The organism is Geomonas sp., assembly GCF_035254065.1.
In the GTDB taxonomy this organism is placed as follows: Bacteria; Desulfobacterota; Desulfuromonadia; order Geobacterales; family Geobacteraceae; genus Geomonas.
Window position 1 is genome coordinate 1 of sequence record NZ_DATFBA010000031.1, and the last position, 12,323, is coordinate 12,323.

The 12,323-nt window shown below is 62.2% G+C and carries 7 protein-coding genes; 4 read left to right on the plus strand and 3 right to left on the minus strand.

The genetic code is table 11. The features are described from left to right. On the minus strand, window positions 1-1,540 hold a 1,540-nt coding region (locus tag VJ604_RS01730; protein ID WP_324079657.1), incomplete at its 3' end, for a cobalamin-dependent protein. A gap of 249 nt (window positions 1,541-1,789) precedes the next feature. Here VJ604_RS01730 and VJ604_RS01735 point away from each other — a divergent pair. Then, on the plus strand, window positions 1,790-1,984 hold the full coding sequence (locus tag VJ604_RS01735) for a ferredoxin (RefSeq protein ID WP_324079658.1): 195 nt from the start codon (window positions 1,790-1,792) through the stop codon (window positions 1,982-1,984). A gap of 28 nt (window positions 1,985-2,012) precedes the next feature. Further along, window positions 2,013-2,204, plus strand: a complete 192-nt coding sequence (locus VJ604_RS01740; RefSeq protein ID WP_324079659.1) for a hypothetical protein — start codon at window positions 2,013-2,015, stop codon at window positions 2,202-2,204. A 58-nt stretch (window positions 2,205-2,262) separates the two neighbouring features. Here VJ604_RS01740 and VJ604_RS01745 read toward each other — a convergent pair whose 3' ends face one another. Both VJ604_RS01745 and VJ604_RS01750 read right to left on the minus strand, forming a co-directional pair. Next, window positions 2,263-3,108 (minus strand): L,D-transpeptidase, encoded by an 846-nt coding sequence (locus VJ604_RS01745; RefSeq protein WP_324079660.1) that lies wholly within the window; start codon window positions 3,106-3,108, stop codon window positions 2,263-2,265. A gap of 81 nt (window positions 3,109-3,189) precedes the next feature. Next, window positions 3,190-3,864: a hypothetical protein gene (locus VJ604_RS01750; protein WP_324079661.1), complete on the minus strand. Its 675-nt coding sequence runs from the start codon at window positions 3,862-3,864 to the stop codon at window positions 3,190-3,192. 398 nt (window positions 3,865-4,262) lie between these two features. On the opposite strand from VJ604_RS01750, the gene VJ604_RS01755 reads away from it, so the two are divergent. Continuing rightward, window positions 4,263-8,678, plus strand: coding sequence for a pilus assembly protein (locus VJ604_RS01755; RefSeq protein ID WP_324079662.1), 4,416 nt, complete (start codon window positions 4,263-4,265; stop codon window positions 8,676-8,678). A gap of 205 nt (window positions 8,679-8,883) precedes the next feature. Further along, window positions 8,884-12,323 (plus strand): MBG domain-containing protein (locus VJ604_RS01760; protein WP_324079663.1); only part of this gene is annotated, 3,440 nt, incomplete at its 3' end.

The following is a 12,323-nucleotide window of genomic DNA, read 5'->3' on the forward strand; positions in this document are numbered from 1 at the left end:
CCTCCTCCAGGAGAAAGCGCAGGGACTCATGGCGGTCCTCGGGGTCGGGGAGCGCCACCCGCAGCAGCTTGAAGCCGTTAGGCGTTTGCACGAAGGGGGCGATCCCCATGCGGGTCGCGGCCTGCAGGGAGAGCTCACGCCACTTCGTCGGCCACTCCTCCAGGAGCTTCTCGCTGGAAGGATGCAGCCTGGCCAGCTCGAAAGGGTTGCTCCGGATCTGGTGCAGCTCGCGGTCCACGAAACGGTCGTAGCTCCGCACCTTTTCCGCGATCTGGGCCAGGTACGCCCTGCGGGGATGCGGCACCAGGGTGTTCTTCTTCGCGTAGCTGAAGATGTCGGCGGCCGGGGCGGCTTCGGGTGCCGGCCAGCCGAGCCTTTGGCAGATGCCGGCAAACAGACGGCTGGTGCCGGGATCGCGTACCGCCTTCGAGGTGGTGGGGAACAATGAATCCTGCTTGCCGAGTTCCGCCAGCACGCCGCGCAGCTCAGAACAGGCGGCCTCCGCCCCCTCCAGGTCCACCTTGTTGAGGACCACCAGCCCCGCATCGCGCAGAAGCTGGTCCTTCTGCAGCTGCAGAGAGCTGCCGTACTCCCTGGTCTTCACGTAGATCAGCAGGTTGGCTTGCAGGTCCTGCAGGTCGAGCCCCGTCTGTCCGGTACCCGGAGTCTCGACCAGCACCAGATCGTAGCCGGCGGCGCAGAAAAGTCCCAGCATCTGTGGCAGGTGCGGAGAGAGCGGTGCGTAGGCGCTGCCGGTAGCGACGCTGCGCAGCCAGACCCGGTGGTGGTAGATGGCATTCATGCGCACGCGGTCCGCCAGGAAGGCGGTCGTCGCTTGGCCGGTGGCGATGGATGGATCGTTGGCGAGCACCGCAACCCTCTTGTCGGGGAAGTGCGCCAGGAAGTTTCGGACCAGCTCGTCTATCAGGGTGCTCTTGCCGCTGCCGCCGTCCCCGGCGATGGCCACGATCCTGGCGCTCCTTTGTCGGTCGGTCAGCCGCTGCAGCAGCCCCGGGAAGTTGTCGGCGGGTCTGCTTTCCGTAAGGGTGAGCAAGGAGCTCAGCCGGACGGGATCGGAGACACCCTCTGCCCAGGTCGCCGGGTTCGGCTCCAGGGTCGCTTCGCTGCGATGGTTGACTATACGCTGCACCATGTCGCGGGCGATGCCGTCCAGAGGCCAGCCGGGACCGTAGATCTTCGCCACGCCGCCCGCCTCCAGCTCCCGGGCGTCCTCCACCAGGATGGTGCCGCCTCCACCGCCGAACACCAGCGTTTCCCCGCTGCCTTTCTCCCGCAGGCGTTTGACCAGGTGGGGGAAAAACTGGAGGTGGCCGCCGTTGTAGGAGCTCACCGCCACCGCATCGGCGCCTTCCTGGAGGGCCGCTTCGGCGATGTTCTCACCGGTCATGTTGAACCCGAGGTAGATGACCTCGACCGGCGTGTCGCCCATCAGCAGCGCCCGGTTCAAGGCCAGCACCGAGGCGTCGTGACCGTCGAAGGCGGCCACCGCGGTAAGGATTCTCAGAGCTCTTTGCATCATGGTCGCCTCACGGGAGATAGCAGGTTTGGGAAATGAGACAGTGGATACAAAAATTGTATCATCTGTGGTCAACTTCAGGATATCAGTATACTTTCCGTTGCTACCTTGTCGAACAAGGCGGCTTTCCATGATTCGGTGACTCTTTTCATCTGGCGGTTGACTACGCCATGGCAGGTGTTAGAGTTTCTCCGTCCCGACTGACCGCGTGGGCCGGCTCAGGCAAACTACCTAAAACAGCAGGAGGATATTATGGCGAGAGAACCTTGGGTGGATCAGGATGTCTGCATCAGCTGCGGGCTTTGCACCGACAACGTTCCGGAAGTATTCCGCTTCGCCGACAACGGCAAGGCCGAGTGCTACGACCCGACCGGCGCCTCAGAAGAGGAAATCCAAAGCAACGCCATCGATGTCTGCCCGGTATCCTGCATCCACTGGCGTGGATAACGGGTAGGGAGCTGAACGAGGGGCCATCATGACTCGTATCGAGACTACACGCGTCAGGGAAGTCCTCGGCATGAACATCACCGAGGTCAAGAGAGCGGCGGAAACTCTCAACTCCGAGAGCGATCTCCAGGAACTCGAGCGGCATTTGACCGAACTGGAAAAAGCCGTGGCCCAGCTGAGAAGTAGTGTTGGGGGATTGCCGTTCAAGCACTCGGAATAGCTTGCACCACACTGTTAGCGACTAGAGGCCGTGCCCGGTTGGGTGCGGCCTTTGTCGTTTATCGTTCGGGGCTCTCTGGAGGGGAGCCGGTGATCAGCACCTTCGGGCCGTTGTCGACCTTGTGAAGTTTCCCGGAGTCGGGGCCGGGGCCGACCACCCACTGGTAGATGACCTTGGCGGCCTGGAGATAGGGCTTGGTCAGCGCGCGGTAGTTCCTGCCATTCACCTTCTTGTCGTAGGCGGAGTAGTACTCGACCTGCATCTCCTCATCGTAGAGGCCGATGCAGCCGTGCGAGGCGGGGTAGCCGGGGAGGTCGCGCCCGTGAATCCAGTAGGAGGGCCAATCCTCCCGCGTCTTGTCGATCCAGAAGCGCAGCGCGTAGTGCATCGGGTACGGGCGCCCGATCTCCTCCACCTGGTAGAGGTTGGAGTGGTGGTCCCGGTCGGCGGCTTCGATCCGGTATTCCCCGTTGGGAACCCGGAACCCTTCCATGCCGAGGGCTATGGGGAACGAGTAGACGAGCTTGCCGTTTTGGTAGGCGCCCAGGAACATCTCGCTCTGGTCGATCAGGATGAACTTCGGCTCGGAGGCTGCCTGCGGGAGGGTGGCGGGAAGCGGCGTGAAGCTGTTGAGCTGCTGCGGGTGAACCGGCACCTTGATGGACATCCCGGCCAGAAAGTGGCGCCGGTCCAGCCGGTTGAAGTGAAGCACGTCCAGCCAGTGCCCGCCGAACAGCCGCTGCGGTGTATCTCCCTCTTTCAGCTTCTGGCATCTCCATTGGATGCGCTGGTCGCTCGGGTAGTGGATCTCGCATAGCGACCTCACCTTCTGTGCCGCCACCGCGGAGGATGCGGTAAGGATGACGGTCAAAAGGGCAGCCAGTATGGTTGACAGACGTTTCATCTCGTTGTCACCTGCTTCGTTATCTGCTTGATTCTACAATGGTTGCTCCCCTCTTCACAAGAGGGCCGGGTCGGGGCTCCCTCACTGCGGCACCCTCCCGGAGGGAGAGGTTGTGCTGTTGGAAACCGAGACCGGGCCCTGCACACCGTGGTACAGGAAACGGCCGGTTCGCGACAGCAAGCCCGCCAGCAGTAGGATCAGCAGCAGAACCAGCCAGGCGAGCACCCGAAGCCTCCGGTCCGGGGCCGGGAGCTGCCGGAGGTCACCGGGCTCCGCAGGTCGCGACGTTTTCTGGCCCGACTCCCTGAACGGCACGTAACCGAGGAACCTCCAGGCTTGCTCCCCCGAGCCTCCCACCGTGCAGGTTGCCACCGCCAGCTCACGAAACCCCTCCAGCATCTTCATCTCACCCGGCAGCTTCCGGTAGCCAGAGCCCTTTTCGCAGCCGCAGAGGTCGAGCATGGCCTGCAGCTCTCCACGGGCTATCAGCCGTTCCACCTCCGAGCCCACCCGCCGCACGCGCGCCACGCTGTGACGCGAGGCGGGGTCCAGCGTCGCGCAAGCCAACTGCTCGTAATCCCCGAGATCCTTGTGGGAAGCCGCCTTCAGCAGGGCCAGATCCAGCGGGTCGGTGGTCCCCATGGGGGCTCCGAGTGCCGCGGCGATCAGCAGCGGGCGCCTTTTTTCGCCTTCATAGGGAACCGGTTCCCCCAACTCGACCCGAGTCTCGTTGTTCGGCTGATCGCAGACGTCCATGGCATACCCCCTCCAACCGCCCCACCTCGCACCTGCGATACTCTTTTCCTGAACCCCGACCCAATATGAAAGATTTTTATTTTATCGGCACCGGTGCCAATGTCTATCGCCAGCCGGTCCGCAGGGTGCCGGTCTTTCCTTTTGGGATCACGCCGTTATACTTAGAAAATTGTAATAAATCCTGCTTTTCTGATGAGCTGACACGGTTTGGGGGGCATGCAATGAAAGGGCACCGCTTGTCCCGCGGTGGCAGCATACTGCGGGCTTCGCTTTTGGTCTTGAGCCTTTGCCGGCTGCTGATGCCGACACCACTCTTGGCTGTGAGCGGCTTCCCGGGCATCAATTACTGCAGCGTACCACCTCTTCCCGGTGCCGGTTTAAAGTCGAATGTGCTGCTTATGCTCGACAATTCCGCCAGTGCCGAAGATCTCGCCTACTCCGACACCGGGGGCTTCATCTGTTCGGGAACTACCACCCGCTCCTGCTCGGCCAATGCCGATTGCCCCAGCGGCGAGAGCTGCATCTCCCGTCCCCCCTATTATTGCTACGACGAAAGCTACAGCGACACTAACTCCTACCTCGGTTACTTCGACCGGAACAGCTACTACAACTACGACTTCAGCTATCCAGGGGGGGGCAGGTTCGTAGCCGTCGCCTCCCTGCCCACCTCCTGTGTCGCGGGCGGCGGTTATTGCCCCGCCTTGACCGGATATCTCTACCTCCAGATGACAGATGCGGCGTCCCCCTCGACGGTGCAGACCTTCATGGCGAGAGGGAATTTTCTCAACTGGCTCACCACCTCCCGGCTCGACCTCGAGAAGCAGGCGCTCACCGGCGGCAAGTTCCTGCCTGATGGCAGCGGCGCGACCAGCGGCATGCTGATCGGCGAGACGCGCGGCTGCCAGGGGAGGAAGTTCGTCAAGGTGGCCGCCGGTCTGCCCCAGCTCACCTTCGCCGTGAGCGGTCCGATTCCGGCCTCCACCATCAAGACCTGCGTCATCGACTACCTCCCCAGCCCGGGTGGCCTGACCCAGATCGAGATCTACGACAACCAGTATCGGACGGGGCCTTGTATGGCGGCGGCAAGAGGCTGGCAGACGGGAAATGTTTCCACAGCGGCTGTAAACGATGCGCTGGCCTGTTTGACGGTGCCCCCCGCCGAGAGCCACGACGACGGAAAGGGAGGGAGCATCACCTCGGTCTCTGACAACCAGCTGTTTGTGCAGGCCATGACCTACTGCGCCAAGACCAACGGCCCCATCAGCAAGGTCGATGCCGCCAACGCCTGCGGCCCAAACCTGCACTACTTGCACGGAGGAAAACCGCAGACCATTCCCCGCAACAGCGCTGACGCAGTCTGTGGCTCCGGGGGGACCGATTACAACCATGTCCCGGTGGGCTTCGATACCAAGGGATTCCTGGGGATAAAATATGTCGACGGAAGCATTAGCGGTTCGATCACTTCCCCCACCGAACTTGACCACTACTGCGCCGACCTTCCCAAGCAGGTGCTGGTCGGTCCTTCTTTCGGGGTCGGCGTCCCGGACTTCATCCCGGATCTCGGCATGTACAACCTCGGCATGCGGGGAAGCTATACTCCCGTGTCCACCCCCGTATCGAAAACTCTCTACGCCAGGATCGCGGTCGGCTCCCCGCCCAGCGGCATCCTGCAGGAATACGCCAATGAGCTCAACTTCGGGGCCATGATCTTCAACAACAACGGTGCCTTGACGGAATGCACCGATCTTGGCTACACGAACTGTTCGAACCTCGGTTTCCTCGATGGCGGCAAGGTCGTCTTCCCGGTCGGCAGCTCCCTTGGTGACCACACCTCCGGCCTCATCTCGTACATCGACCAGATGGCGGGCACCTCGTGGAGCCCGCTTGCGGAAACCTTCTATGAAGCCATCGGCTACTTCGCCAACCGGACCGATCTCAGGTTCAACTCTGCCGATTACGGCACCACCACGCCGAGGCTCAGTTGCCAGAGCAACAACGTACTCATCGTCAGCAACGGCGTCTCCACTGCCGACCGTAACGCCAACGTGAACTCGCTGGTGTCGAACGCAGCTCAGCAGTCGTTGAGCGGCAATTACGGCATGCCGTCCAGCATGACCACCAAGGCTGGAGACTCCGTGCCCACCTTGGACGGCAGCTACAACCTGGACGACCTCGCCTGGATCGCCCGGCACAAGAACATCAACGATCCATCCTTCACACAGCCTCCCGTCTACAACAAGGATTACCTCACCACCTATGTCCTCTATAACGGTGCCCCGTGCGGCAGCTACGATTCCAACGGTAACTGCACGACCAAGGACGAGGGGGTGCCGGAAAAGCTGATGCAGCTCACGGCGTCCAATGGCGGGGGGAAGCTCGCGAGGATCCAGAACTTCGCCGACCTCGAGCACTCCTTCCACCTGATGCTGCAGGAGATCGCCGCCGGTTCGGGAAGCGATCCCTGCATCGCCTCGACTGGCGTTGGCAACGGCGCGATATCCATGCGGGAGCAGTTCTTTCCTTCCCGCAGCCTCGATAATGGGCAGACCACGATCAAGTGGAGCGGGGAACTCTCCAGCCTTTGGTACTACATCGACCCCTTCATTGGCATCGACGCGGGCTCGGGCAGCGCCCTGCGCGAGGACTCCGACGGCAACGGAAAGCTGACTCTGAAAGACGACAAGATCGTCAGTATCCGCTTTGCTGACACCAGCAATAAGAGCTGGGCCTACCTCACCTCCGACAGCAACGGCGACGGTATCTGCGACGGGCCGGAATCGCAGCTGGAGGTCGATCAGGTGAAATATCTCTGGCAGGCGGGAAAACAGCTCTGGAGCAGGGATCTGACGGTATTGCCGCGCACCATCTACACCCCGTTGCTGCCGGGCGGGACTGCGGTGGGAGGGGCCGCAATGATGAAGTTCTCCTCCGGCTCGCAGGAAGCTATCACCCCTTACCTGCATCTGCAGGCGGGGGACCCTGACCCCGGCAAGCTGATCAGCTACCTGCATGGCTTCGATCCCGGAGATCCCACGATGCGCAGCAGGACTCTGGCAAAGGATGGTATTCCGGCCTCCACCGCGGATTCGCTGAAGGGGGTCGGAGTATGGAAGCTGGGAGATGTCATCTCTTCCACGCCCCAGGTGCAGTGGCGGGTGCCGCTGGGGAGATATCATCTTTCTCCCGGCGGTTACGGCGACCTCTCCTATGCAGCCTTCATCGGCAGCAGCTATTACGGTAAACGCGGCACCGTCTATCTCGGTGCCAACGACGGCATGCTGCATGCCTTCAACTTCGGCAACCTGGACACCACCTCCAATCGCGACCTCAAGGCGACCGTCACCGCCAGCGGAGGTGACCTCGGCAGCGAGCGCTGGGCCTTCATCCCCAAGAACGCGCTCCCTTACCTCAAGTACCTGGCGAACCTCAACTACCGGCACCTGTACTACGTGGACGGCAAGCTTACCGTGCTCGACGCCAGCATCGGGAACAACGCCGGCTGCACTGGCAGCTACTGGAACTGCCTGAAGCCAAAGTCCGCGACCTTCGATCCGGCCGAAAATACCTGGAAAACGGTACTGGTAGGCGGCATGGGGCTGGGTGGGGCAAGTTGCGGAGCGGGTGCCGGTTGCGTGGCACCGCCTCTCGCCGATCCCAGCACCGGCGGCAGCTGGGTCGGATACTCTTCCTACTTCGCCCTCGATGTGACGGATCAGAACAACCCCATCCTGCTCTGGGAGTTCAGCAACCCAGCCTTGGGATACACGACCACCGGCCCGGCCATGGTGCGGATTGGCGATCGTAACGCCAACGGCAGGTGGTTTGCCGTGTTTGGTTCGGGACCCACCGGCCCGGTTGATACGGTTGCTCATCAATTCCTGGGGCAATCGAGCCAGGAACTCAAGCTTTTCGTGGTCGACCTGCGCACAGGCGAGTTGGTGGCGACAATCCCGACCGGCATCATGAACGCCTTTGCCGGGGCGATGGGGGGCGGGGTTATCGACGTGGACCGGAACTATCAGGATGACGCCCTGTACGTCGGTTATAGCCAGATGAGTTCAGGCGGCACCTGGGGCGGAGGCGTCCTGCGATTGATCACCGGGGAGAAGATCGATCCGAGCCAGTGGCAGGTAAGTAAGGTCATTGATGGAGTGGGGCCGGTCACCAGCGGCATTGCCAGGTTACAGGATACGAGAAATCACAACCTCTGGCTGTACTTTGGGACCGGAAGGTACTTCTTCAGCCAGGACGATATGTCCGACCGGCGCTCTCTCTACGGAATCAAGGAGCCCTGCTACAACATCAGGAAAGACGGGGAGGTCCTTACCTACGACAAGCTCGACGCCAACTGCCGTGCGAGTGTTTCAGGCGAGCTGATCGATCAGACGACCACTATCCATTCTGTCGCAGCTGCCGGTCTTACCGATGCGGGGTGGCGCGTCGACCTGGAAGCCGCCCACGATGGTGTGGGCGCCGAGCGGGTCCTGACTACGCCCATCCCGACCACAGCCGGTGCGGCCTTCTTCTCCACCTTCCAGCCCAGCACTGACAGCTGCCAGTTCGGAAACTCCTATTTGTGGGGAATGAGGTATGTGACGGCAGGTCCTATCCAGGATCCGGTGTTGCCTGATCTGAACCTGAAGGGAAAGGCGCTGGTGCAGCTTTCCAACGGCGGAGTGCGGGAGATCGATCTCGCCACCACCTTCGCAAACAGGAAAGGAGACGGGGCAACCGGCCTGCCGGCGGGATTGAAGTTAGTCACCAATGCAGGGCTCAAGCCGCTCAAGAAGATCATTCACATTCAGGAAAGGTAGGCGGCCAGGGGAGACCAACCCATCCTCACTCCGCCCCTCCCCTCGAAGGGGAGGGGGCGCGTAACGGGTTCTAGGCAGGGCAGGGGAGGGGAAGGTTGGACGTGATTTTAGGGCAGTGGAAGGTGGGGCGGCAGCCGGTTCTGGTGCGCCCGGTGCCTACGAAGTGATGGCGGTGTTTGAAGGTGGCGGTAACTGGAGAGTGCTGATGGCTAAGATGGCGATCATCCTGCTGCTTTTACTCATGCCGTTCTTGCTGCCTGCGCGGGGCATGGGGGCGAGCCTGAACATCGACGGCTTCCGCATCTACAGTTCCGGCACGGTCAATCTGACCAACAATGGCGGCAACGGCAGCGTGAAGGCGGTCGCGGTGCAGCCGTGGGACGGTAAGGTCATCATCGGCGGTATTTTCACGGCAACCGCCGGCTCGCCAGTGAAGACCCTATTGAACCTTGCCAGGCTCAACACCGATGGCACGCTCGATACCGGCTTCTTCCCCATCGTCGACGGCCAGGTGAATGCGGTGGTGGTCCAGATGGACAAGAGCGACCCGCCTCAGCCTCTCGGCATCCTGGTCGGCGGCTCTTTCACCAAGATCACCGACGGCGGGGGTGACCATTTCAGAAAGGGACTGGCGAGGCTGAAGATCGACGGCAGCGTGGATGACACCTTCGATCCCGCCACCGACGGGGGCACGGTCATCCAGGTCATCACCCTCCATCCCACCGCCAACAGCATCCTGGTCGGTGGCACCTTCAGCGACATCAAGGGAAGGCCCGGCGGAACGAGCTGCAGCAACATCGCCAGGATAGCCGGCAGCGACGGGACCTTCCAGGACTGCTTTGCCGGCGGGGTCTCGGCGGGCATAACGCAGGCGGTGAACGCCATCCTGGTCCAGGAAGACGGCAAGGTCGTGGTGGGGGGGGATTTCCAGTCGCCGCAGCCGTACCTGGTCCGCTTCCACGACACCGGCCTGGTTGATACCAGCTTCACGCCGCGGCCGGGCGGGGTGGTGCGCTCACTGGCCATCCAGGCGGACTGGAGCATCCTGGCCGGAGGTGACTTCACCTGGATCACCACCAGTAACTTTCCGGCAGGCATCGATCGGCACCACCTGGCGCGCATGACCAATGACGGCGTGCTGGACGGTTTCGATCCGGGGCCCGACGGGGCGGTTTCGGCGATGGTCGTGCAGCCTGATGGCAAGATCGTGCTGGCGGGGAGCTTCGTCAAGGTGCTGGACGAGGATGGAACTGTGACCTCCCGCCACCGTGTCGCCCGCTACCAGGTCGACGGCAGCCTCGACGATTTCGACCCTGACGCGCTGGGGCGGGATGAGGTGACCCCGCAGGTGACGGGGGAGGTGGCCGTGGAGGCGCTTACCCTGCAGTCCGACGAGAAGCTGCTGATCGGCGGCAGGTTCGCCGCCGCGGCAGGAAGGCCGCGCACCATGCTGGCACGCTTCTACGGATTCGGAACCTTGGACGACGACGTCGCCAACGTCGGCAGCACCGTCGACTACCACATCGGCGATGTGGTGTTGGAGCCTGACGGCCAAATGGCCTTCTGGGGGGACTTCTCCACCGTCTGGGGGCAGACACTGAAGGGGCTCGCCAAGCTGAACCCGGACTGGACGCTGGCGGACGCTCCTGCGTTCAACGATTCCGCCAGCATGCCCGATGGCAGCTCCAGTTGGCTGATCTGGTCCCCTCTCATCGACGATAAATACACCCTGATCGCCGGCAGCGGCATCGCCATGATCCAGAATGCCCTCTGCAGCCATAGTTGGCTCTTTTTGAACGACTCCCCGCTGTTGGATTTCGGCATCCCGTACAATGCACAGAGGTTTGCCGACGTCCCGCACGAGTACGCGGAAGCCAATACCACCAGTGCCGCCGCCGAGGCCCCTGACGGGCTGATCTATCTGGCAGGGGTGAACTATCCCAACCTGGTCGACGCCTACAACCCCGCCACCTGGGGGACTCCCTATTTTCTCAGCAAACTCGACAGGAACGGTGTCTGGGACCGCACCTTCGATGCACCAAGCGAGCTGATGTGGCCGCCAACTTCTCCGCTGATGCAGCCGAGTCTGCTTCCCAACATCCGGCCAGTGGCCACTTCGATGCTGATAGATCCCGGGCCGACCAAGGACGACTACAAGATCATCGTCGGCACCAAATATGGCAGCATCTTCCGGTTGAACAAAGACGGGACTCTGGATCCAACCTTCAACGTGCTGCGGCCGGAGATGATTTACGACTCGAACGTGCCGGATTGGGATCCGAGTTACCGACCAACGTATCAACCGTTTGAACAGGTCGTGAGCTCACTCACTTTCGACAAGGACGGACAGATCGTTGCCGCCGGAAATTTCGATTACACCTACAGCAAGGATGGAAAAATCTGGCATCGCAACGTGATGCGCATCAACCACCACCGCCCCGGCTATCAGGACGGCACCATCGACGACCGCTTCACGGTGGAGGTCGGCCTCGATCCTGGCTGGGTCTACACCTACAACCAGCCCAACATCTCACACGTCAGCGCTGCGACCGTGCAGGTTGACGGCAGTGTCCTCGTCGCCGGCTGGTTCGATCACCTGGTCGACGCTGACGGCAATACGGTCCCTGTGAACAACGTCGCCCGCATCGATCCCACCGGCCATGTGGACCCCGGGATCAATTTCGGCATCTTTGGAGAGCCGGTCCTGGACAGCTATCAGGATAACTACCAAGTCTCCTTTGCACGCTTGCAGCCCGACGGCAAAGGCATCATCACCGGTCAGTACGATCGGGTGAACGGCGACTTTTCGAAGGCGCGCATAGTGCGCTTCGCGGCGGGGTGGGCGACTCAGGAGCTTTCCGTCGCCGCCGACGGCAGCAAGGTCACCTGGACCCGGGGCATAGAGGAGCCGGACACCACCCTGTGCGGGTTGAAGGTGTGCGGAGGAGGAGGGCCGGAGTTGAAACGCGCGGTCTTCCTGTACTCCGAGGATGGCACTACTTGGGAGATGCTGGGCGAGGCGGTGAGGACGGCGCCGACCAAGTGGGAGCTGGGCGGCCTCAACCTCGGCCGGGACAAGGGGTGGAACCAGATCCGCTACATCCGCGCCCGGGGCCTGATGGCCGGGGACAACGGGGGCGGGAAGCTGATCGAAACCAGCAAGGCCTACTACCTGAGGGCGCAGGTCACCGTCAAGGCGCAGCTGCAGAGCATACCGGCCGGATCGACTCCGACTTTCACCCCCCAGTATTTTTATGCCGACGGCACCGGTCGCGCTCTCATCCCGGTCGCAGCCTCGCTGCGGGGCGCACCGGTTTTCACCACCACCGCGACCACCTCGAGCCCTCCCGGGGATTACACCGTAACTGCCGACCTCCAGAACTTATCCTCCTGGATGTATAGCTTTGTCGCCGCCGACAGCACGCTGACCCTGACCGCTGCCACCAGCGTCATCAACGTCATCGCGGCCCCCCAGTCCAAGACCTACGGAAGCACCGATCCCACGCTTACCTATACCTTCTCCCCTCCGCTGCCCAACGGGGTGACGGTCAGCGGGACCCTTACCCGAGACGGTGGTGAGACGGTGGCGGGCGGGCCTTACGCGATCCGGCAAGGGACGCTGGCGCTGAGCGGCGGGTACAGCAT